The sequence below is a fragment of the Aromatoleum toluolicum genome, from assembly GCF_012911005.2.
Lineage (GTDB): Bacteria > Pseudomonadota > Gammaproteobacteria > Burkholderiales > Rhodocyclaceae > Aromatoleum > Aromatoleum toluolicum.
Genome location: NZ_WTVS01000034.1, coordinates 26,869 through 48,803, shown reverse-complemented (window position 1 = coordinate 48,803; position 21,935 = coordinate 26,869). Strand labels below are relative to the sequence as shown.

The following is a 21,935-nucleotide window of genomic DNA, read 5'->3' as shown; positions in this document are numbered from 1 at the left end:
CGCCACCCGCGGGGCGCAGGGGCGGGATCAGGCCTTGTCGGCCGAACCGTGGGTCTCGGCGAAGCGCCGTTCGTGTTCCAGCCGCAGCGTCTTGCGCGCCTCGGCCGCCTCGAAGCGCTGCTTCTCCTTCGGGCTGAAGGGGCGCAGCGCCGGCACCGCGACCGGCTTGCCGTCGTCGTCGACAGCGACCATCGTGAAGAAGCAGCTGTTGGCGTGGCGCACTTCCTGGGTGCGGATGTTCTCCGCAACGACCTTGATGCCCACTTCCATCGACGACTTGCCGGTGTAGTTCACGCTTGCGAGGAAGGTCACGAGTTCGCCCACCATGATCGGCTGGCGGAACATCACCTGATCCACCGACAGGGTGACGACATAGCGCGCGGCGTAGCGGCTCGCGCAGGCGTAGGCGACCTGGTCGAGCAGCTTGAGCACGGCGCCGCCGTGCACCTTGCCGGAGAAGTTCGCCATGTCCGGTGTCATCAGCACCGTCATCGTGAGTTGGTGTGCGGGAAGATCCATCTGTGTTCTCGTCGGGGGGAGATTCGGGAGGTTCGGGGGCGTGCCCTGTGTGCAGGGTCTGTCGGCGCGTTGGCGCTACCGGCGATTCTGAGCGCTCGCGCCGGGCGACGCAAACCCGTGCGTTTCCCCGTCTCCCCGCGACGCGCCGCTCACCAGAACTTCCACCACCACTTCTTTTTCTTCATCGTCGTCTTCACCTCTTCGGACCATTCCGAATAGCCCTTCAGGTCGGTGTTGCGGACGAAGTGGTTGCCGAAGCGCTTGTCGCTTTCGTTGATGTGTTTAGTAAGCCACACCTGCAGGAAGTGCAGCAACTCGAAGCTGATCGATGCCTGGCCGCTGTCGAGCTTGTCCTGCAGCGACCTGACCTGGGCGATAAGGTCTTCGTGCTGTTGCTTGTGCACGTCAAGGCCGGGGTAGTGCGATACGCGCATCAGGCTCTCTTCCAGCAGGAAGTGGGTGCGCGTGTATTCGGCCAGCTGGTCGAGGATCGCGCGACAGGCCTGACTGCCCTTGTGGTCGCGGATCGCGGCGTGCAACTGGTTGAGCAGGTCGACCAGGATGCGATGCTGTTCGTCGATTTCCTGGATGCCGACGTTGAAGCTGTCGGACCATTCGAACAGGACTTGGCTCATCGGTGTTCTCCGTGCGACTTTGGAACTGGTATGCGGTACCGGCCGCCGCCGGGGCGCGCTGCGGGTACCGGATTGGCATCGCCCGATTATGCGCCGCGGAAAGGTGCCTGTCATGACGCGGGTGGCGGCAGGGCTGCGACGCCGATGCTGGCGCGGTGCGGGGAAGTCCGCGACAATCGCCGGGCCGCGGGGCGCTCGCCCCGGTACCCGCTCTCACCTCATTCCGCCGTCCCGCGAGGAAGCCGCGATGCCCAAGTTTGCCGCCAACCTGACGATGATGTTCAACGAGCACCCGTTTCCGCTGCGTTTCGCCGCGGCGGCGCAAGCCGGGTTCAGGGCCGTCGAATTCCTGTTCCCGTACGAGCACGCGCCGGCGGAGGTCGCCGGGTGGCTGAAGGCGCACGGGCTCGTTAACGTCCTCTTCAACATGCCGCCGGGCGACTGGGCCGCGGGCGAGCGCGGCCTTGCAGCGCTGCCGGGGCGCGAGGCGGAATTCCGTGCGGGCGTCGTCCGTGCCCTGGAGTATGCGCAGGCGCTGGGAACCCCGCGCCTGCACGTGATGGCCGGCCTCGTCGTGCCCGGAGCGGCGCCCGGCATGCAGCGCGCCCTGTACGTCGACAACCTGCGGCACGCGGCTCGCGCGGCTGCGCAGCATGGCGTCACGGTGCTGATCGAGCCGATCAACACGCGCGACATGCCCGGCTACTTCCTCAGCACGCAGGCCGAGGCGCACGCGATCCGCGAGGAAGTCGGCGCGCCCAACCTGCTGGTGCAGATGGACCTCTATCACGCGCAGATCATGGAAGGCGACATCACCACCAAGCTGCGCCGCTACCTCCGTCACGTCGGTCACATACAGATCGCGGGCGTGCCGGCGCGCAACGAACCGGACGACGGCGAACTCGACTACCGTTACCTGTTCCGCCTGCTGGACGAACTCGGTTACGCCGGTTGGATCGGCTGCGAATACCGGCCCCGTGGCAGGACGGAGGACGGCCTGGCGTGGCTGAGGGAATTTGGGGCCTGACAGGCGGGGGCTGGTTGATATCCCCCATGCGGGTGGGGGGAATCGCGCAGCAGAGGGACGATGGGACGGCTGCCGGCGTGCGTCGCGGCGCCGCTCGAGATTGCTTTTGATTAAATAAAACAGGCTCTTGGCGACTGCTCGTCGGTGCGGCGACGGGCTGGCACATGCAGTGCATGTAGGGCGTGTCGGGCCGAACTCGACGACGTCAGACCGTACTGGGCGTTCCGGCCCGCGCCCCAACCCCGACAGGAGAAGCCAAATGAAAACCTTTCCCCGCAAGCTCGCCGCAGCGATCATCGTCCTCGGCTTTGCGACCTCCGCGAGCTACGCCGCCACCGTGTCCACGGCGGCGTCGCCGCAAGGCAGCCAGGAAGATGTGCCGGTAACGATGCTGGCCAAGAAGGGGGCCGACGATCCCAAGCCGCACCCCCGTCCCGACGACACCGGGTGCGACGACCATGGCACCGACATCTGCCGCTCGATCGTTGCCAAGAAGGGGGCCGACGACCCCCGTCCGGAGCCCGAGTCCGACGACGTCGGCTGCGATGACCACGGCAGCGACCGTTGCCGCGCGACGGTGAAGCAGGTCTGAAGTCCGCTTTCCCCCCCCCTTGCCGGAAGTGTCTCGCCCCAGTGCGGGCGCGTCCGGTGAGGGGGCAATGATTCTCGAACGGCGAGGCGGATCGGGCGAACGCGACGGGAGCCCCTATCTCCGGCTATGCTTCGGTCTGAACATTCAACCGCATGGCCATCCGTCCCGCTTCCCTGAATGAGCTTCCGCATCGTACTCAACGGCTACGGCCGCATCGGCCGCTGCTTCCTGCGCGCCCTCCACGAATCGCCGCTGCGCAATTCGCTGTCCATCGTCGCCATCAACGAACCGGCGGACATCGAGAGCATGGCCTATCTCACCCGCTTCGATTCGATCCACGGCTGTTTCCCCGGCACCGTCGGCATCCGTGACGGTCGCCTGCACATCGACGACCAGGACATCGCGGTCACCCATGCGACAACGCCCGACGGCGTCGACTGGCGGGCCCTCGATGCCGACCTCCTCGTCGAAGCTTCGGGGCGCTACCGTTACCGGCACGAACTCGAAGCCTTCCTCGACGCCGGCTGTCCGCGTCTGCTGCTGTCGCACCCCGGCCACAGCGCCGCCGACGTCGATCGCACCGTCGTGTTCGGGATGAACCACGACACGCTCGACGGCAGCGAACGCATCGTCTCGGCCGCCTCCTGCACCACCAACGCCGTCGTGCCCATCCTCGCGATCCTCGAACAGACGTTCGGCATCGAGCATGCGCTGACGACGACGCTGCACTCGGTGATGAACGACCAGCCCGTGATCGACGGCTACCACGCCACCGACCTGCGCATGACCCGCTCGGCGATGCAGTCGATGATCCCGGTACAGACCGGCCTGGCGAAGGGCATTTCCCGTCTGCTGCCGGCGCTCGAAGGGCGCATCGTGGCGAAGGCGATCCGCGTCCCGGTACCGAACGTCTCGGCCATCGACCTGACGGTGACGCTCCGGCGCAACGCCACGGTCGAGACCATCAACCGCCTCATGCGCCGCGTCGCCGAGGAGGACCGCCACGGCGTGCTCGCGTACTCGGACGGCCCGCACGCGTCGGTGGACTTCAACCACAACGGCTTCTCGGCCATCGTCGACGGCAGCCAGACTCACGCCAGCGGCGAGCGCCTGATCAACCTGATGCTGTGGTTCGACAACGAATGGGCCTTCTCGCGGCGCATGCTGGACGTCGCGGCGTTCTGGGCCGGACGCCTGCGGCGGTGAGCCGGCGCAGGCACTTCGGGCTGCGAGGCATCTCCGCAGCCCGGAGTTCCGTCAAATGTCGGCCTTACGCCTGAGGCTGAAGCTCGTCGATGAAGGCTTTCGCCCCGGCGTAATAACTTTCGTCGAGCATTCGCGGACTGTGAGTCCGCCAGGTCGCGACGATCGCGTCGAACGGGACATCGGCGTATTGGCCGCGGTCGAGCACATACTCCATGTGCTTGCGATTGCGCTGGTCATAGGGGTGAAAGACCGAGTCATCGCGGCCATCGAACCGCAGCGGCTGGATTTCCGCCCGTTCGCATAGCGCAAGGTCGAACGCCGGGGTCGCCTTCACCCATTTCCCGTCGAGATGCAGTTCCGCGTAGGCGTGCCAGCGGAAGACGTCGCCGTCGTTGGCCTCGAGCAGGCGCCGTGATGCCAGATGATTGCGCACATCGGCGAATCCCAATCGCCCCGGAATCCCCAGCGCCCGCGCGCAGGCAACCAGGAGCGCAGCCTTCGGGATGCAAAAACCGCGGCCGCGTGCGAGTGCACGCTTTGCCGAACAGGACTCCGCGTGCCCGAGCCGGTCATAGGGGTCGTAGGCGATGCGGTCCCGCACGGCTTCATACAGCGACACCGCCCGGCCGATATCGTCCGTAGCGGGGCCGGCGGCCTGTCGCGCGAAGGCGACGATCTCCGGTGCGTCGCTTTCGATACCGCGTCCGGGGTTCAGATACTGGTCAGCAATCACGGCGTCTCCTGCGAGGTTCGAGTCCTGTTGATGGTCGCGATAGGTGCGAAATGCGCTTTTCATCGTAAACGAAATATCGCCGGCGGCGCGGTTCTGCAAGACTGCCTGCATGAAGGCTCCCGCAGTAGGTGCCTATACTGCAGGGAAGCGTGCCCGGGGCGCAGCGACTTCCGTATGTGACAGGGGAATACGGGGTGCGGCTGCGTCGTGAGCTGCGGATGCATCGACCGGTGGGACGAATGGGGGGCGACCGGCATCAGCCGGGGTATGCTGGAACGCAATGTCACTGCGGAGGTGTGCATGAGCAAGCGGATCGTCCTCATCAAGGACGCACCCCTTCCTGTCGGCCCGTGTTCGCAGGGTGTCGTGATGGATGGGTGGGTGTGGACGTCCGGGCAACTGGGCCTGGATACCGCGACCGGCTCGCTGGTCGGTCCGGATGCCGTGACGCAGGCCAATCAAGCGCTGCACAACATCGAGGTGATTCTGCGATCGGCCGGATCCGCACTCAATCAGGTCGTCCGCGTCACCGTCTTCCTGACTGACATGGATGACTTGTCAGCCGTGGATGCGGTCTATGCCAACTACTTCCCGAATGACTTTCCGGCGCGCTCGTGCGTGGAGGTGACCCGGCTGCCGCTCGATGCGCGGATCGAGATCGACGCCGTGGCGAGGGTGAATCGCCTCGCTTCCCGTTAGGGCGTGACGCGACCTCCGGACCGGGCGCGTGCCACCCCTTGACGGTACGCCGGCAGCGTTTCAGATCGCACCGCCCTCCCTTAGCGCCTGGATCGCCGTCGCGTCGTATCCGAGCGCACCAAGCACCGCATCGGTGTGCGCGCCCAACGCGGGGCCGAGTGACTCCGCCGCGCCCGGCGTGAGCGAGAGCTTGGGCATGATGCCGGGCATGCGGCACGAGCGCCCGTCGGGCAAGGTCACCGTCTGCAACATCTCCCGCGCGAGGAACTGCGGATCCGCGAACATGTCCGCGACCGAATAGATGCGTGACGCCGGCACCTCGGCCGTGGCGAGCGCCTCCAGTACGGCAGCCTCGTCGTGATCGGCGACCCAGGCGTCGATCAGCGCGTAGATCTCCTCGCGCCGCGCGTCCCGCCCGGCGTTGTCGGCAAGCGCGGGGTCTTCGGCGAGATCGTTGCGGCCCATGGCCTGCATCAGCCGGCGGAAGATCGCATCCCCGTTCGCGCCGATTGCCACGTGCTTGCCGTCCTTCGTGGTGTGGGTGTTCGACGGCGTGATGCCGGGCATGATGTTGCCGGTGCGCTCGCGCACGAAACCGAACACGTCGAACTCCGGCACCAGCGATTCCATCATCGCGAACACCGCCTCGTACAGCGCCACGTCCACCACCTGCCCGCGGCCGCCATTCACCTCCTTGTGGCGCAATGCCATTAGCGCACCGAGCGCCCCCCACAACGCGGCAATCGAATCGCCGATCGAGATGCCGGTCTTCACCGGCGGCCGGTCCGGAAAACCGGTCACGTAGCGCAGCCCGCCCATCGACTCTCCGATCGCGCCGAAGCCCGGTTGCTGGGCCATCGGCCCGGTCTGACCGAAACCCGACAGGCGCAGCATGACGAGGCCGGGATTGATTGCCGACAGCGCCTCCCAGCCGAGGCCGAGCTTCTCGAGCACGCCGGGGCGAAAATTCTCGACCACGATGTCGGCTCCGGCCACCAGTTTGCGCACCACCTCCACGCCGTCGGGGTGCTTGAGGTTCACCGTCACCGACTTCTTGTTGCGCGACTGCAGGTACCACCACAACGAGGTCCCTTCGTACAGCTTGCGCCACTTGCGCAGTGGATCGCCGCCGTCGGGCGATTCGATCTTGATCACCTCCGCGCCGAACTCGCCAAGAATCCGCGCCGCGAAGGGGCCGGCGATCAGCGTGCCGAGCTCGATGACCTTGATGCCGGCGAGGGGTTTAGTGGTGGCGCTCATGGTGGCGTTCCTCATTTGTTGGCCCACAGGGTCGGGCGAGCGCGAAGGGTAACCCCATCTGGTAATGCTGGGTTTGGTCCAAGGTCGCCTCGCACCCGCTGCGCAAGCTTCGGGTGCTGGTCGATGCGGTGCTCGCTTCGATGGACGCCGAGTTCGATGCGAGCTACGCACGTGTGAGGCGTCCTTCGGTGCCGCCGGAGTGGCTGCTCAAGGTGCTGTTGCTGCAAATCCTCACCGTAAGCCGTGGCGTTACGGTTGCCAGAACGGCTTGCTTGCCTCGAAGTTGGCGTTGGCGCGCGCGACGCCAAGGTCGCGAAGCATCGCGTCATCGAGTTCGGCCAGCTCGCCGCGGGTGCGACTGCGACGCGCCCAAGCCCTAAGCGTAGCGATTGCCCGCGCCGCAAGACCGGCTGCGACGGCACGAACCGTATCGATGCGGACCCGTTCGGTGCCCGTTGAGCGTACTAGCGTGTTCATGGCGCCCTCCTAACCATTGATGGCGGCAACAACAACTTCAAAGTGACCCGCCTAGGCGTGATTCAGCAATCGAACGTCTTGGCCTGGCGGGTCGTTTCATTTCGTGTGCGGCGTCAAGTTTCAGCACCGCTCGATCACGATCTCCAGGTAGGCCGAGGGCGCGACCATGGTCCCGTCATCGGCGGTGTTGTAGCGGTCGATCAGACCCATCAGATCCGAGTGGAGGCCAGCCTGCCGCTCGCCGTCGAGCGCGGCGAAGGCCTTGTGGACCGGGCCGTAGTACGCGCGGAAGATTTCCATGAAGTGCTGCGGCGAGCGGTAGCGAAAGACGAAGTCCTTTTCCGTCACGCGGATCTCCCGCGCGCCAGCGCCGAACAAGACGTCCAGGTGTTCCCGCGTGCCCCACAGGGCCGGCGACTTCACGCCCTGCGGTGGCGGCAGGTAGCGACCGATGGCCTTGAAGATGCCCCCCACGAAACTATCCGGCGTCCAGTTGGCCAGCCCGATCCGGCCACCCGGGCGGCACACGCGCAGCATCTCGGCAGCGGCTTTTTCCTGATTGGGGGTAAACATCACCCCGTAGGTGGAGGCCACCACGTCGAACATGGCGTCGGTGAAGGGCAGATCCTCGGCGTCGGCGAAGTGGAAGGTCACCGGCAGGCGGTCGGCCTTCGCACGCTCGGCGCCACGCTCCAGCAGCGCAGGCACATAGTCGGTTGAAGTTACCTCTGCCCAGCGGCGGGCCGCGGCGAGGGTGAAGTTGCCGTTGCCGGCAGCGACGTCGAGCACCGACTGGCCAGCGCGCAAGTCCAACGCCTCGGCGAGCTGCTCGCCGACGATCTGCAGGGTGGTACCAACGATGGCGTAGTCGCCGGACGACCAGGCCGCGTTCTGCTTTGTCTTGATGGCTTCGAAATCGGGTGTTTCGGCGATGAGGGCAGCAGGGGTGTTCATGATGATCTCCTGTGGTGGGGTCGGGGTCCTGTGTCGCGCCTGTGTCGGCACGGCCTTTCGACCTGGGTCCAGCTTGCGCGCCATCGCTCCGCGATACTTGCAGGAACGCTGCATAAATCCTGCATATTCGCCGGTCAATGCCTGGAGGATGAGCGACACCTGCCGTCCGGGTGGTGACAGATTGGCGCCAGCGCGCGTACATTCGAGCCACGGAGGCACGATGTCTTGCGCGAAGGCGACCGCATGATTTTTCGTTTTGACGACATCGAGTTGGATACCGACCGCTATGAGCTGCGCTGCGGCGGCGTAGTGCGCCCCGTGGAACCACAGGTGTTCGCGCTGCTCGAATTGCTCGTCGCCAACCCCGACCGGCTGATCACAAAAGACGAGCTGAACGAGCGCATCTGGAACGGCCGGGTGGTGTCCGAGGCGGTGGTCAACAGCCGCATCCGCTCTGCGCGACAGGCAATCGGCGATGACGGCAAGGCCCAGCGCCGGATCAGGACGGTGCACCGACGGGGCTTCCGTTTCCTCGGCACGCCCGCAGTAGAGCATCCCAATGTGGTACAGGCCGTCGTCTGTGACCCCGCCGAAGCGCCACACCCCCGAGCAAGCACTGCCGCCCCACCGACCGAATCCGGCGGCCCGCCCTCGATCGCCGTGCTGCCGTTCCAGTGGCTGTCCGGCGACGGCGTCCGGGCCACGCTGGCGGACGCGGTCGCGCACGAGCTGATCGTGGAACTCTCGCGCCTGCACTGGTTGATCGTGATCGCGCGCGGCTCGTCCTTCCAGTTCCGGGATCCCGGGGTGGATCTGACAGCCGTCGGCGAACGGCTCGGCGCCCGCTACCTCCTTACCGGCACGGTCGCCGTCGACGGAAAGCGCAGCGCAGTCACCGTGGAACTGGTCCGCGCCGCCGACCAGCACCTGCTCTGGGCGGACCGCTTCGAAGGCCCGGTAGAAGACCTGCTCGGCCTGCGCTCGACCATGGCGCGCGACATCGTCAGCACCATCGACTACCGCATCCCCGTCGCCGAGGCCACGCGCGCGGTCACCGTGCCGACCGAGAGCCTCGACGCCTGGGCCGCCTACCACCGCGGCCTGTGGCACATGTACCGCTTCAGCGCCCACGACAACACCCAGGCCCAGCAACTCTTCGAACGCGCCGTTGCAGTCGATCCGCACTTCGCCCGGGCCCATGCGGCGCTGTCCTTCACCCACTTCCAGAACGCCTTTGTCGGCTACCGGAAGGACACGGCGGCTGAGCGCCGGTTGGCGCGCCAATTTGCCGAGAAGGGCCTCGCCCTTGACCCCCTCGACCCCTTCAGCAATCTGTGCATGGGGCGCGCGGACTGGTTGGACGGCGATATGGAGCGGGCCTTCCCCTGGTACGACCGTTGTATCGAGCTGAACCCCAACTACGCCCTTGCCCACTACAACCGGGCCTTGGCCGACGTGATCGCGCGCAGTGGCGAGCAGTGTGACGCCGGTGTCGACAAGGCCATGTCCCTCAGCCCGATCGACCCGCTGCGCTACGCTCATCTGGCTACGCGGGGTTTCGCGTGCCTGGTGCAGGGAGACTACGCCGCGGCCTGCGACTGGGCCGAGCGGGGCGCCCGCGCGCCGAACGCGCATGTGCACATCTTCGTCATCGCGGCGCTGGTCAACGAGCTCGCCGGCAACCACTCGGCCGCCGAGGTTTGGGCCACCGAGGTTCGGAAGCGCATGAGCACGTACCGGCAGGACCTCTTCTTCAAAGCGTTCCCGTTCCGGGACACCGGCACTCGCGACACGATCTGCAGAGCCCTGGATCGGCTGGGGATCTGAGGCCTGCGCGGAGCTTCACCGTGAGGACCGATCGTTTGCTAACGCTGCTCATGGCCGCGACGGTGCAAGCGATCGATACTGTCTGCGACAGTAAAAGTCAGAACATCCGCCGATCTATCAAGCGCTCGCCGCTGTCCGCATCGTGTCGGTGCTTGCGTTCGCCGAAGTGAGAATCAAGGCTGAACGACAGGTACGCAAAGCATTTGCCGCCCGATTTTGCGCAACACGCCAACGGCAGCAGGGGCCGACGGGCGATCGCTGACGTTTCGCGGGGAGGATTGGCGCGGTTCCGGATCTGGCAGCCGTGCTGGACTCGATCGCCCGGTGACCAGACATCGACCAGAAAGCAAAAAGCCCAGCCGGTGAAGACTGGGCTTTCGCTTGGAAATACTGGTGGTGATGGGCAGAATCGAACTGCCGACCTATGGGTTATGAATCCATCGCTCTAACCGTCTGAGCTACATCACCGCTCGAGCCTGCTAATATAGCGGTTTGGGAAACCGCGCGTCAACACCGAGTAACGATGAAGAAGCTTTACATTCGCACCTTCGGGTGCCAGATGAACGAGTACGACTCCGACAAGATGGCGGACGTGCTCGGCGCGACCGAGGAACTGGTCAAGACCGACAACCCGGAAGAGGCCGACGTGATCCTCTTCAACACCTGTTCGGTGCGCGAGAAGGCGCAGGAGCGGGTGTTCCACGACCTCGGGCGGGTGAAGCACCTGAAGCAGGCGAATCCGAACCTCATCATCGGCGTCGGCGGCTGCGTCGCGAGCCAGGAGGGGGAGGCGATCGTCGCGCGCGCGCCCTACGTCGACGTCGTGTTCGGGCCGCAGACCCTGCATCGCCTGCCGCAGCTCATCGCCGAGCGGCGCTACAGCGGCAAGTCGCAGGTCGACATTTCGTTCCCGGAGATCGAGAAGTTCGACAACCTGCCGCCCGCGCGCGTCGAAGGGGCGAGCGCCTTCGTGTCGATCATGGAAGGCTGTTCCAAGTACTGCACCTTCTGCGTCGTGCCCTACACGCGCGGCGAAGAGGTGTCGCGGCCGCTCGACGACATCCTGACCGAAGTCGCCGGCCTAGCCGACCAGGGTGTCAAGGAAGTGACGCTGCTGGGCCAGAACGTCAATGCGTGGCGCGGGCCGATCACGCGGAACAGCGCTGAGTTGGGCGACTTCGCCTTCCTGCTCGAATGCGTCGCCGAGATCCCGGGCATCGAGCGCATGCGCTACACCACTTCGCACCCGCGCGAGATGACGCAGCGCGTGTTCGATGCCTACGCCAACATCCCGAAACTCGTGAGCCATCTGCACCTGCCCGTGCAGTCGGGCTCGGACCGCATCCTCGCGGCGATGAAGCGCGGCTACTCGGTGCTGGAGTTCAAGTCGGTGGTGCGCAAGCTGCGCCCCGCCCGCCCCGATCTGTCGCTGTCCTCGGACTTCATCGTCGGCTTCCCCGGCGAAACCGAGGAGGACTTCGAGAAGACGATGAAGCTGATCGACGAGGTCGGTTTCGATGCGTCCTTCAGCTTCGTCTACAGTCCGCGCCCGGGCACGCCGGCCGCGGACCTGGAAGACCCGGTGCCGCAGGAGACCAAGCTGCGCTGGCTCGCCCGCCTGCAGAAGCGCATCGACGAGCAGGCGCAGGTGATCAGCCAGGCGATGGTCGGCCGAGTCGAGCGGGTGCTCGTCGAAGGGCTCTCGCGCAAGGACGGGAGCGAGCTCGCCGGACGCACCGACAACAACCGTGTCGTGAACTTCGCCGGCAATCCGCGCCTGATCGGGCAGTTCGTCGACGTGACGATCACCGCCGCCCTGCCGCACAGCCTGCGCGGCGAAATCGTGACGAGAGAAATCTGAATGGGCCGACCCACCGAAGTGGTGCTGGAGCCGCTGGACAATCAGCGACTCGCGAACCTGTGCGGCGTGCTCGACGAGAACCTGCGCCAGATCGAGACCGCATACGACGTGACGATCGCCCGTCGCGGCGAGCGCTTCACGCTGCAGGGCGCGGCCGCGCAGGCGGCGCTCGCGGCGAAGGCGCTGCGCGAATTCTACGAGCAGGCCAGCGAGCACCTCAGCGTCGATGACGTGCAATTGGGCCTGATCGAGATCGCCAACCGGCGCCAGTCCGACCAGGCCGCGCCGGCGCTGATGACGCGCAAGACCGAGCTGCACGGCCGCACGCCGCGCCAAGTCGAGTACCTGCGCCACATCCAGGCGCACGACATCACCTTCGGCATCGGCCCGGCGGGTACCGGCAAGACCTATCTCGCGGTCGCCAGCGCAGTCGATGCCTTCGAGCGCCAGCTCGTCGAGCGCATCATCCTGACGCGCCCCGCGGTCGAGGCGGGCGAACGCCTCGGCTTCCTGCCGGGCGATCTCGCGCAGAAGGTCGATCCGTACCTCCGCCCGCTCTACGACGCCCTCTATGACCTGATGGGGTTCGATCGCGTCGCCAAACTCTTCGAGCGCGGCAGCATCGAGATCGCGCCGCTCGCCTTCATGCGCGGGCGCACGCTCAACCACGCCTTCATCATCCTCGACGAGGCGCAGAACACCACGCCCGAGCAGATGAAGATGTTCCTCACCCGCATCGGCATCGGCGCGAAGGCCGTCGTCACCGGCGACCTCACGCAGGTCGACCTTCCGCGCGGCCATCGCAGCGGCCTGCTGGAGGCGCGCGAAGTGCTCGCCGCCGTGCGCGGCATCGCCTTCACCGAGTTCCAGAAGGAAGACGTCGTGCGTCATCCGCTGGTCGCGCGCATCGTCGAGGCCTACGACAACCAGGCGACGCGCGCGGCGATGCAGGCCGCGCTCGCCAAGAAGGATCAGGCGTCATGATCGACTCCCTCCCGCATCTCGCGCTGACCATCCAGAAGGCCATCGGCAAGGAGAATCGCGAGAACGCGCCGTCCTCCGGCGACATGCGCCGCTGGGCGCAGGCCGCCCTGCTGGGCAGCGATGCCGAAGTCACGGTGCGCCTCGTCGGCGCGACCGAGGGGCGCGAACTCAACCGCGACTTCCGCGGCAAGGACTACGCGACCAATGTCCTGACCTTCGTCTATGGTGAAGGCGAGGGCATGCCGGATCGGGATGGCGACGCGCCGCTCGCCGGCGATCTCGTGCTGTGCGTGCCGGTCGTCGTGCGCGAGGCCGCCGAGCAGGGCAAGCCGCTAGCCGCGCATTTCGCGCACCTCATCGTGCATGGCATGCTGCACCTGCAGGGCTACGACCACGAGGATAGCGACGAGGCCGAGGAAATGGAGGCGCTGGAAACACGGATTCTCGCCGAACTGGGCTATCCTGATCCCTACGCCGAACGCTCCGCCTGACCCGCCCGACATATGGACCCCGCATCACCCCGACCTAGTCTGCTCGAACGCCTCTCCGCGCTGCTGTCGCGCGAACCCGAGGACCGCGAGGAACTCCTGGCCCTGCTGCACGCGGCCTTCGAGCGCAACCTGCTCGATGCCGATGCGCTGGCGATCATCGAGGGCGCGCTGCAGATGTCCGAACTGCAGGTCGGCGACGTCATGATCCCGCGCGCGCAGATGGACATCATCCGCCTCGACGACCCGGTCGACAGCATCGCCGCGCACGTCGTTGACACCGGCCATTCGCGCTTTCCGGTCGGCAACAGCAAGGACGACATCGTCGGCATCTTCCTCGCCAAGGACCTGCTGCGCTACTACGCGGGTCGCGACTTCGACATGCCCTCGCTGCTGCGTCCGGCCGTATTCGTGCCCGAGTCGAAGCGCCTCAACGTGCTGCTGCGCGACTTCCGTGTCAGCCGCAACCACATGGCCATCGTCGTCGACGAGTACGGCAGCGTCGCCGGCCTCGTTACGATCGAGGACGTGCTCGAGCAGATCGTCGGTGACATCGAGGACGAGTTCGACCGGCTCGAGCCCAGCGACAACATCCAGCTCGACGCGGACGGCCGCTACCGCGTCCGCGCGACGACCGAAATCGGCGAATTCAATGCCGCCTTCGGCGCCGACTTCAGCGACGCCGAGGTCGACACCGTGGGTGGCCTGCTCATTTGCCAACTCGGCCGCCTGCCGCGGCGCGGCGAAGTGGTGATGCTCGGCAAGCTGCGCGTCACCGCGCTGCGTGTCGATGGCCGGCGCGTGCATACCCTGCTCGTGCAGCCTGTCGCCGGAACGGCCGAAGCGTGACCGACCGCGTGCGGGACTCGGGCGCCGCGCGGGCGCGCGGGCGGTTGGGCGGCGTGCTGGCGACGCTGGTCGCCGGCGGCGCATCGGTCTTCGCCTTCTCGCCCTTCGGGATCTTTCCGCTGGCGATGCTCAGCCTCGCCGTGCTGGCGGGCCTCGCCGCGCGCGAATCCCGCGCCCGTGGCGGGTTTGCGCTCGGATTCGCGTGGGGTCTGGGCGCTTTCCTGGCCGGCGTGTCGTGGCTCTATGTCGCCCTGAACCGCTACGGTGGCATGCCGATGCCGCTTGCCGCGTTTGCGATCCTGCTCTTCAGCGCCTATCTCGCGCTCTTCCCGGCCGCGGTCGGGGCGCTGTTCGTGCGCTTCGGCCGTGGCGCCGCGTGGCGGCGCGCGCTGCTCTTCGCCGGCCTGTGGATCGTCTCCGAGGCACTGCGCGGTTGGCTGTTCACGGGCTTTCCGTGGCTCGCGATCGGCTATTCGCAGACCCCGCCCAGCCCGCTCGCCGGGTACTTTCCCGTGCTGGGCGTGTATGGCGTCGGCGGTCTCGTCGCCTTCCTCGCGGCGCTCGTCGCCCTTGCCGCCTGGCGCCACGCGCGCGCGGCCGCGGCGACGCTCGGCGCGATCCTCGTCCTGAGCGGGCTCGGCTACGGCCTCGGCCGCATCGCCTGGACGGCGCCCGCCGGCAAGCCGATCGACGTCGCGCTGATCCAGACCAACATCGAGCAGGGGCTGAAGTGGCGCCCCGAACTCCTCTCCGACTGGCTGGAAGGCAACGCACGCCTCGTGCGCGAGCATCCCGCGGATCTCGTCGTGCTGCCCGAGACGACGCTGCCGCTGCTTGCCGACCGTCTGCCCGATGGCTACCTCGAAGAGCTCGCCGCACCGGTCACGGCGCGCGGCGGCGACCTGGTGTTCGGCGTGTTCCTGCGCGACGCCCGCGGCGCAATCTACAACGCCGCGCTGAGCCTCGGCGCCTCGCCCTCGCAGACCTACGCGAAGCAGCACCTCGTGCCCTTCGGCGAATACTCGCCGCCGCTCTTCGGCTGGTTCTACGAACTGGTCGACATCCCGATGTCCGACCAGACGCGCGGGGCGCCCGACCAGCCGCCGCTGCGCCTTGGCGACCAGCGCGTCGCGATCAACATCTGCTACGAGGACCTCTTCGGCCGCGAGCTGATCCGCAGTCTGCCGGAGGCGACGCTGATGTTGAACCTGTCGAACCTCGCGTGGTACGGCGACTCCTTCGCCCAGCCCCAGCACCTGCAGATCGCCCGCGTGCGCGCGATGGAGACCGGCCGGCCAATGCTGCGCTCGACCAACACGGGCATGACGGCTCTGGTGCAGCCCGACGGCCGCGTCGCAGAGGTGCTGCCCCCTTTCACGCAGGGGGCGCTGAGCATGTCGGTGCAGGGCTACGCAGGGCTCACCCCTTATGCGCGCTGGGGCGACTCTGGCGCGCTGCTGCTCGCCGTGCTGGCGCTCCTTGTCGCGGGGCGCCAGCACGGGAAGACGGGCGCCGGAAAGCGGCATCTGACCCCGGCGTGAGCGGCGTTTCGCCCGCGAGACGCGCAATTTCCGGCGGGGAACTTCGCCCTGTCGCCGGAATGCCATTAAAATCCACCCTTTGCGTCCGCCGCGCGGCGCCCTTGTCGTCGCCTACTGCTGTCGAGAGACCATGTCCCTGCACAAACCCACCTTCCAGCAAGTCATCCTGACGCTCCAGCAATTCTGGGGCGATCGCGGCTGCGTGCTGCTGCAGCCCTACGACCTCGAAGTCGGCGCCGGCACCTCGCACACCGCGACCTTCCTGCGCGCGATCGGCCCCGAGCCGTGGAACGCCGCCTACGTCCAGCCCTCGCGCCGCCCCAAGGACGGCCGCTACGGCGAAAATCCGAACCGCCTGCAGCACTACTACCAGTTCCAGGTCGTGCTCAAGCCTTCGCCGCTGAACATCCAGGAGCTCTACCTCGACTCGCTGCGCGCGCTGGGCATCGACACCAACGCCCACGATGTGCGCTTCGTCGAGGACGACTGGGAAAACCCCACGCTCGGCGCCTGGGGGCTCGGCTGGGAAGTGTGGCTCGACGGCATGGAGGTCACGCAGTTCACCTACTTTCAGCAGGTCGGCGGCCTCGACTGCAAGCCGGTGCTGGGCGAAATCACCTACGGCCTCGAGCGCCTCGCGATGTACCTGCAAGGGGTCGAGAACGTCTATGACCTCGTCTGGGCGGTCTACCCCGACGGTCGCAAAGTGACGTACGGCGACGTGTACCACCAGAACGAAGTCGAGCAGTCGACCTACAACTTCGAGCACGCCAACGTCGAGTTCTTCTTCTCGCTGTTCGGCAACTACGAATCCGAAGCGAAGCGCCTGATCGAAATCGGCCTCGCGCTGCCCGCCTACGAAATGGTGCTGAAGGCCGCGCACAGCTTCAACATGCTCGACGCCCGCGGTGCGATCTCCGTCACCGAGCGCGCCGCCTACATCGGCCGTATCCGCAACCTGTCGCGCGCCGTCGCGCAGGCCTATCACGACTCCCGCGAGAGCCTGGGCTTCCCGATGCTCAACACCGCTGCAACCAAGACGGAGGCCGCATGATGACCGCCTCCCTGCTCGTCGAACTGCTCACCGAAGAACTCCCGCCCAAGGCCCTGCCGCGCCTCGGTGAAACCTTTGCCGCGAAGATCTTCGAAGGCCTAAAGGCGCGCGACCTCGTCGCCGAGGACCGCGGCTTCCGCTGGTTCGCCGCGCCGCGCCGCCTGGCGATCACCGTGCCGCAGGTGCGCGCCGCCGCCCCGGCGCGCGAAGTCACCGAGAAGATCATGCCGGTGCAGGTCGCCCTCGACGCCGAAGACCGCCCGACCCCGGCGCTGCTGAAGAAGCTCGAAGCCAAGGGCATCTCGGCGGATGCCGTCGCGAGCTTCGAGCGCCGCATGGACGGCAAGGCCGAGGCGCTGTTCTACACCCGGAACGAGGACGGCGCCGCGCTCGACGCGGTGCTCGCCGAGATCGTCCAGGACGCCGTCAAGGCGCTGCCGATCCCCAAGCTGATGCGGTGGGGCGCGGGGGACGCGCAGTTCGTCCGTCCCGTGCATAAGCTGTCGATGCTGCACGGCGAGCGCGTCGTGCCGGGTCGCGTGCTCGACCTCGACTCCGACCGCGTCACGCGCGGCCACCGCTTCATGAGCCGCGGCGACATCGCGCTCGCGACCGCCGACGCCTACGAACCGACGCTGCTCGCCGAAGGTAAGGTGATGCCGGACTTTGCCGAGCGCCGTGCCGAGATCGAGCGCCAGCTCGTCGCGACCGCGGCACGCGAAGGCTCCAGCCTGGGCGAGTACGCCGACCTCCTCGACGAGGTCACCGCGCTGGTCGAGCATCCGACCGTGTACGTCGGCGAATTCGAAGCCGAATTCCTCGCCGTGCCGCAGGAATGCCTGATCCTGACGATGCGCGCGAACCAGAAGTACTTCCCGCTGTTCGACGCGGCCGGCAAGCTGCGCAACCGCTTCCTGATCGTCTCGAACATGCGCCTCGAGGACGCCTCCAACATCATCAAGGGCAACCAGCGTGTCGTGCGCCCGCGCCTGTCGGATGCGCGTTTCTTCTTCGAGCAGGACCGCAAGCACACCCTCGACAGCCGCCTGCCGCGCCTCGCGCCGGTCGTCTATCACAACAAGCTCGGCAGCCAGCTCGAACGCGTCGAACGCCTCGAGCGCCTCGCGAGCGCCATCGCCGGCAAGCTGCGCGGCGACGCCAGGGCGGCCGCACGTGCGGCGCGCCTCGCCAAGGCCGACCTCGTCACCGACATGGTCGGCGAGTTCCCCGAGCTGCAGGGCATCATGGGGCGCTACTACGCGCTCAACGACAACGAAGGCGAAGTCGTCGCCGACGCGATCCAGTCGCACTACCAGCCGCGCTTCGCCGGCGATGCGCTGCCCGCAGGCAACGTCGCCTGCGCGGTCGCGCTTGCCGACAAGCTCGACGCGCTGGTCGGCTTCTTCGGCATCGGGCAACTGCCGACCGGCGACAAGGATCCCTTCGGGCTGCGCCGCGCCGCGCTGGGCGTGCTGCGCATCCTGATCGAAACCCCGTTGCCGCTCGATCTGACCGAACTGGTCTCCGAAGCGGCCGCCGGCTTCAAGCCGGGCCTGCTGACCGCCGCCGGCTTCGAGGCGCAACTCCTCGACTTCATGTTCGAGCGCCTGAAGAACCTGCTGCGCGACGCCGGCCACGCGGTCGACGTCGTCGACGCGGTGCTCGCGCTGCGCCCGACGCGCATGGACCTCGTCCCCGCCAAGCTCGATGCTGTGCGCGTCTTCCGCGCCCTGCCCGAGGCCGAGGCGCTCGCCGCCGCGAACAAGCGTATTGTCAATATCCTCAAGAAGGTCGAAGGCGAACTGCCCGATCCGGACGTCGCGCTGCTGCAGGAAGAGGCCGAGAAGGCGCTGTTCCACCGCGTCGTCGAGGTCGCGCCGCTGGTGCGCTCGCACATGGCCAACGAGGACTACACCGACGCGCTGTGCGTGCTCGCGGGCCTGCGCGCGGCGGTCGACACCTTCTTCGACGAGGTCATGGTGATGGCCGAGGAACCGATGACGCGTCAGAACCGCCTCGCGCTGCTGCGCCAGCTCGCGGGCCTGATGAACCAGGTCGCCGACCTGTCGCGCCTGTCCGCCTGACCGAGACCCCTTCATGCCGCAGAAGCTGATCATCCTGGACCGCGACGGCGTCATCAACTTCGACTCCGACCAGTTCATCAAGTCGCCCGACGAGTGGAAGCCGATCCCCGGCTCGCTCGAAGCGATCGCGCGCCTCAACCAGTGGGGGTGGCGGGTCGTCGTCGCATCGAACCAGTCCGGCGTCGGGCGCGGGCTCTTCGGCATGGACACCCTCAACGCGATCAACGAGAAGATGGTGAAGAGCCTCGCCCAGGCCGGCGGTCGGCTCGACGCGATCTTCTTCTGCCCGCATCCGGCCGATTCCACCTGCGACTGCCGCAAGCCCAAACCGGGCCTGTTCCTGCAGATCGCCGAGCGCTTCAACGTGAATCTCGACCGCGTGCCCGTGGTCGGCGACAGCCTGCGCGACCTGCAGGCCGGCGTCGCGGTCGGCTGCAAGCCCTATCTGGTCCTCACCGGCAAGGGCATGAAGACGCGCGACGATCCCGCGCTGCCCGAAGGCACGCTCATCTACCCCGATCTCGCGGCCGTGGTCGCCGATCTCACCGCCTGAAGGTTACCGTGGTCGTCCTGCGCTCCCTGCTGTTCGCCATCATCCTGGCGATCTTCACCCCGCCGTTCGCACTGTTCGGCATCCTCGCCTATCCCCTCTCGCCGCGCACGCGTCACCGCATCGTCACGGCCTGGGCGCCGCTGATGATGTGGTTCATCCCGCGCATCCTGGGCATCCGCTACAAGGTCATCGGGCGCGAGAACATCCCCTCAGTGCCCTCCGTGATCCTCTCCAAGCACCAGTCGGCGTGGGAGACGATGGCCCTGCAGGTGATCTTCCCGCCGCTGTGCTTCGTGCTGAAACGGGAACTGCTCAAGGTGCCGTTCTTCGGCTGGGGGCTCGCGGCGATTCCCGGCATCGCGATCGATCGCGCCGCCGGCAAGGACGCGCTCGCCCAGGTCGTCGAGCAGGGGCGAGCCCGGCTGTCGGAAGGCTACTGGGTCGCGGTGTTCCCCGAGGGCACCCGCACCGCGCCCGGCGCCAAGCGCCGCTACAAGGCGGGCGGGGCGGCGCTCGCGCAGCAGGCGGGTGTGCCCGTCGTGCCCGTGGCGCATAATGCCGGGGAATTCTGGGGGCGCGACGCCTTTCTCAAGTATCCGGGCGAGATCACCGTCAGCATCGGTCCCGTGATCGATCCGACGGGGCTGGATGCCGCCGAGGTCAACCGCCGCTCTGCGGCATGGATCGAAGGCGAGATGCGCCGCCTGTTCCCGCACCACTACCGGAGCGGGCGCGACACTACCGGAGCCGTTTCCGGCGAGGTCGAAGAGGCGGAGTGAATCGGGCGGCTTCGGTCGTCCCGCAAGCCGCCCCTCGGGGCGCGGAGCGTGGAATGGAAGGGGCGGAAGAAATGCAGATGATGGATCGTCGTGGCAGGCTTTCGTCGCAGCCGGCGGAGCCGCAGGCGCGCGAAGCCGTCGGACATTTCCGCCTGATGCGCTATTTCACGCTCGCGAGCCTCGCCGCGTTCGTGATCGTCGCCATCGTGCTGTATTTCCTGCAACGCGGCGAGATCACGTTTTTCGCCCAGGTCCAGCGCGAACAGGGGGAATTCTTCGCCCGTGCCCAGACGAATCTGGCCGCGAAGCAGGACCAGGCCGCGCGCGCGAGCCTGATCTCCCTGCACGAGGCCAGCCATGTCACGCTCACCCGCGTGGTCGGCAACGTGCTGTGGGACTCCCACATCGCGCCCTTTGCCGCACGGGCGCAGGCCATTTCCGCCGCCCCCTGCCGCAGTCTGCCCGCGCCCGCGGCGGGCGAACCCGATCTGCGGCGCGCATGCTTTGCGGAGCTGGGCCGGACGATCATGGCCCTGCCGGGCTTCGCCGAGCTCGACGCCAAGGCCTACGAGACGATGCGGGCGAGCAGCGTGTTCAAGATCAAGGTCTTCGACCTGCGTGGCATCACGATCTATTCGTCGGAGCACGCACAGATCGGCGAGGACAAGGCGGACAACCAGGGCTGGAAGAACGCGGCGGCCGGCGTGCCCGCCAGCGAGATGACCCATCGCGAGCGCTTCAGCGCCTTCGAGGGCGTGGTCGAGAACCGCGATCTGATTTCGAGCTACATTCCCGTGCGCGAGCGCGGCGGCGACCGTGTCGTCGGCGTGTTCGAGATCTACTCCGACGTCACGTCCTTTCTCGAGCGCATGCAGTCGATTTCGGCCGAACTCGGCGGACTGGCGCATGCGAACCAGGAAGCGCTGGAGCGGACCCTCGCCGAGAACGAACACAAGGTGAGCGCCAGCTCGGAAGTCTTCCTGCTGATCGTCGGGGGCACCTTGGTCGTGCTCTATGGCGCCCTGTGGGCAATCGTGCGCATCGGCCAACGCATCATCGACGCGCAGGCAGCGGCGCAGGAGCGCGCGGCGGAGCGCGAAGAGCGCTGGCATCACGAGAAGATGGCCGCCCTTGCGACGATGGCAGCAAACGTCTCACACGAGGTCGGCAATCCGCTGGCAACGATTTCGATGCTCGCGCAGGAGATCCAGCTGAACAAGCAGCGCAACGGATGCGACACCTGCCAGCCGGCGCTGATTCTCGAGCAGACCCGTCGCATCGCCGGGATGACGCGCCAGATCTCGGAATTCGCCGCGGCGCGGCGCGAATCGCGCGAGCTCGTCGATATCAACGTGATGGTCAAGTCGATCCTCGATTTCCTCGGCTTCGACCGGCGTTTCCGGTCGATCCGTCTCGAATTCAGGGGCGGCGCCGATCTGCCCGCGGTCTCGGTGATCCCCGACTACCTCAACGAAGTGCTGATGAATCTGCTGCAGGCGTGCACGGAATGTCCGGCCGGCCCGGGCGGAAAGGGCGGCTCCATCGTCGTCGAGACGATTTCGAGCGGGGCCGAGCTACTCATCCGCATCAGCAGCGAATGCAAGGCCTATCCTGGCGTCTGCAGGGAGCATGTCCGTTTCGAGGACAGCCGCTTCGACGTCGTGCGACGGCGTGTCCGCAGCCTGGGCGGCCGGGTCACGCGCGAGCGTTCGTACTACGAGATCGCCCTGCCGGCCGACGTGCCGGTCGTGCCGGCCTCTTGAACCGCGGACCGATCGGCCCGCGGCACTGCATCCGGTTTCGCTGGGGATGT

Annotated in this window: 21 protein-coding genes, 1 tRNA gene and 1 pseudogene; 16 read left to right on the top strand and 7 right to left on the bottom strand. The window is 67.0% G+C overall.

Annotation, left to right across the window (positions count from 1 at the left end; all coding sequences use genetic code 11):
• Window positions 1–27 precede the first annotated feature (27 nt).
• Both GPA27_RS16300 and GPA27_RS16295 read right to left on the bottom strand, forming a co-directional pair.
• Complete coding sequence (locus tag GPA27_RS16300) at window positions 28–519, bottom strand: acyl-CoA thioesterase (protein ID WP_169141612.1); 492 nt, start codon at window positions 517–519, stop codon at window positions 28–30.
• A gap of 149 nt (window positions 520–668) precedes the next feature.
• Window positions 669–1,154, bottom strand: a complete 486-nt coding sequence (locus GPA27_RS16295) for a bacteriohemerythrin (protein ID WP_169141611.1) — start codon at window positions 1,152–1,154, stop codon at window positions 669–671.
• Window positions 1,155–1,401: 247 nt separating this feature from the next.
• On the opposite strand from GPA27_RS16295, the gene otnI reads away from it, so the two are divergent.
• The 3 genes from otnI to GPA27_RS16280 all read left to right on the top strand — a co-directional run bounded on the left by otnI (window position 1,402) and on the right by GPA27_RS16280 (window position 3,979).
• A complete protein-coding gene (gene otnI, locus GPA27_RS16290; protein ID WP_169141610.1) occupies window positions 1,402–2,181 on the top strand; it encodes a 2-oxo-tetronate isomerase in 780 nt (259 codons plus the stop codon).
• A 259-nt stretch (window positions 2,182–2,440) separates the two neighbouring features.
• Entirely contained in the window at window positions 2,441–2,773 is a 333-nt protein-coding gene (locus GPA27_RS16285) for a hypothetical protein (protein ID WP_169141609.1), read from the top strand.
• Window positions 2,774–2,950: 177 nt separating this feature from the next.
• A complete protein-coding gene (locus tag GPA27_RS16280; RefSeq protein ID WP_169141608.1) occupies window positions 2,951–3,979 on the top strand; it encodes a type I glyceraldehyde-3-phosphate dehydrogenase in 1,029 nt (342 codons plus the stop codon).
• Window positions 3,980–4,043: 64 nt separating this feature from the next.
• On the opposite strand, the gene GPA27_RS16275 is transcribed toward GPA27_RS16280, so the two are convergent.
• Window positions 4,044–4,811, bottom strand: a complete 768-nt coding sequence (locus GPA27_RS16275; RefSeq protein WP_256222997.1) for a transglutaminase-like domain-containing protein — start codon at window positions 4,809–4,811, stop codon at window positions 4,044–4,046.
• Window positions 4,812–5,012: 201 nt separating this feature from the next.
• On the opposite strand from GPA27_RS16275, the gene GPA27_RS16270 reads away from it, so the two are divergent.
• The gene (locus GPA27_RS16270) at window positions 5,013–5,411 is read left to right on the top strand and encodes a Rid family detoxifying hydrolase (RefSeq protein WP_169141607.1); all 399 of its coding nucleotides are present in this window, start codon (window positions 5,013–5,015) and stop codon (window positions 5,409–5,411) included.
• A 60-nt stretch (window positions 5,412–5,471) separates the two neighbouring features.
• Here GPA27_RS16270 and GPA27_RS16265 read toward each other — a convergent pair whose 3' ends face one another.
• Complete coding sequence (locus GPA27_RS16265) at window positions 5,472–6,671, bottom strand: CaiB/BaiF CoA transferase family protein (protein ID WP_169141606.1); 1,200 nt, start codon at window positions 6,669–6,671, stop codon at window positions 5,472–5,474.
• An 86-nt stretch (window positions 6,672–6,757) separates the two neighbouring features.
• On the opposite strand from GPA27_RS16265, the pseudogene GPA27_RS16260 reads away from it, so the two are divergent.
• Window positions 6,758–6,904, top strand: a pseudogene (locus GPA27_RS16260) (transposase); the annotation flags it as partial.
• A 16-nt stretch (window positions 6,905–6,920) separates the two neighbouring features.
• On the opposite strand, the gene GPA27_RS16255 reads toward GPA27_RS16260, so the two are convergent.
• Window positions 6,921–7,148: a DUF1127 domain-containing protein gene (locus tag GPA27_RS16255; protein WP_169141605.1), complete on the bottom strand. Its 228-nt coding sequence runs from the start codon at window positions 7,146–7,148 to the stop codon at window positions 6,921–6,923.
• A gap of 120 nt (window positions 7,149–7,268) precedes the next feature.
• Entirely contained in the window at window positions 7,269–8,102 is an 834-nt protein-coding gene (locus GPA27_RS16250; RefSeq protein WP_169141604.1) for a class I SAM-dependent methyltransferase, read from the bottom strand.
• 243 nt (window positions 8,103–8,345) lie between these two features.
• Between GPA27_RS16250 and GPA27_RS16245 the strand changes: the two genes are divergently transcribed.
• Complete coding sequence (locus tag GPA27_RS16245; protein WP_256222995.1) at window positions 8,346–9,929, top strand: winged helix-turn-helix domain-containing tetratricopeptide repeat protein; 1,584 nt, start codon at window positions 8,346–8,348, stop codon at window positions 9,927–9,929.
• Window positions 9,930–10,320: 391 nt separating this feature from the next.
• Here the strand turns inward: GPA27_RS16245 and GPA27_RS16240 are convergent.
• A tRNA-Met gene (locus GPA27_RS16240) sits at window positions 10,321–10,397 on the bottom strand.
• Between the two features lie 55 nt (window positions 10,398–10,452).
• Between GPA27_RS16240 and miaB the strand changes: the two genes are divergently transcribed.
• The 10 genes from miaB (at window position 10,453) to GPA27_RS16190 (ending at window position 21,885) form a co-directional block, all read left to right on the top strand.
• The gene (miaB, locus tag GPA27_RS16235; protein ID WP_169141602.1) at window positions 10,453–11,790 is read left to right on the top strand and encodes a tRNA (N6-isopentenyl adenosine(37)-C2)-methylthiotransferase MiaB; all 1,338 of its coding nucleotides are present in this window, start codon (window positions 10,453–10,455) and stop codon (window positions 11,788–11,790) included.
• A complete protein-coding gene (locus GPA27_RS16230; protein ID WP_169141601.1) occupies window positions 11,791–12,774 on the top strand; it encodes a PhoH family protein in 984 nt (327 codons plus the stop codon).
• A complete protein-coding gene (gene ybeY, locus GPA27_RS16225; RefSeq protein WP_169141600.1) occupies window positions 12,771–13,265 on the top strand; it encodes an rRNA maturation RNase YbeY in 495 nt (164 codons plus the stop codon). The genes GPA27_RS16230 and ybeY overlap by 4 nt, the downstream gene beginning before the upstream one ends.
• 12 nt (window positions 13,266–13,277) lie before the next feature.
• Complete coding sequence (locus GPA27_RS16220) at window positions 13,278–14,111, top strand: CorC family transporter (RefSeq protein ID WP_169141599.1); 834 nt, start codon at window positions 13,278–13,280, stop codon at window positions 14,109–14,111.
• Entirely contained in the window at window positions 14,108–15,652 is a 1,545-nt protein-coding gene (gene lnt / locus GPA27_RS16215) for an apolipoprotein N-acyltransferase (protein WP_256222993.1), read from the top strand. The genes GPA27_RS16220 and lnt overlap by 4 nt, the downstream gene beginning before the upstream one ends.
• A gap of 130 nt (window positions 15,653–15,782) precedes the next feature.
• Window positions 15,783–16,706 carry a glycine--tRNA ligase subunit alpha gene (glyQ, locus tag GPA27_RS16210; protein ID WP_169141598.1) on the top strand — a complete coding sequence of 308 codons (924 nt, stop codon included), beginning with the start codon at window positions 15,783–15,785 and terminating at the stop codon, window positions 16,704–16,706.
• The gene (glyS, locus tag GPA27_RS16205) at window positions 16,703–18,790 is read left to right on the top strand and encodes a glycine--tRNA ligase subunit beta (protein WP_169141597.1); all 2,088 of its coding nucleotides are present in this window, start codon (window positions 16,703–16,705) and stop codon (window positions 18,788–18,790) included. Before glyQ ends, glyS begins: the two co-directional genes overlap by 4 nt.
• Window positions 18,791–18,803: 13 nt before the next feature.
• On the top strand, window positions 18,804–19,343 hold the full coding sequence (gene gmhB / locus GPA27_RS16200) for a D-glycero-beta-D-manno-heptose 1,7-bisphosphate 7-phosphatase (RefSeq protein ID WP_169141596.1): 540 nt from the start codon (window positions 18,804–18,806) through the stop codon (window positions 19,341–19,343).
• A gap of 8 nt (window positions 19,344–19,351) precedes the next feature.
• Window positions 19,352–20,122 (top strand): lysophospholipid acyltransferase family protein, encoded by a 771-nt coding sequence (locus tag GPA27_RS16195; protein ID WP_169141595.1) that lies wholly within the window; start codon window positions 19,352–19,354, stop codon window positions 20,120–20,122.
• A gap of 53 nt (window positions 20,123–20,175) precedes the next feature.
• Window positions 20,176–21,885: a sensor histidine kinase gene (locus GPA27_RS16190; protein WP_169141594.1), complete on the top strand. Its 1,710-nt coding sequence runs from the start codon at window positions 20,176–20,178 to the stop codon at window positions 21,883–21,885.
• The last annotated feature ends 50 nt before the right edge of the window (window positions 21,886–21,935 follow it).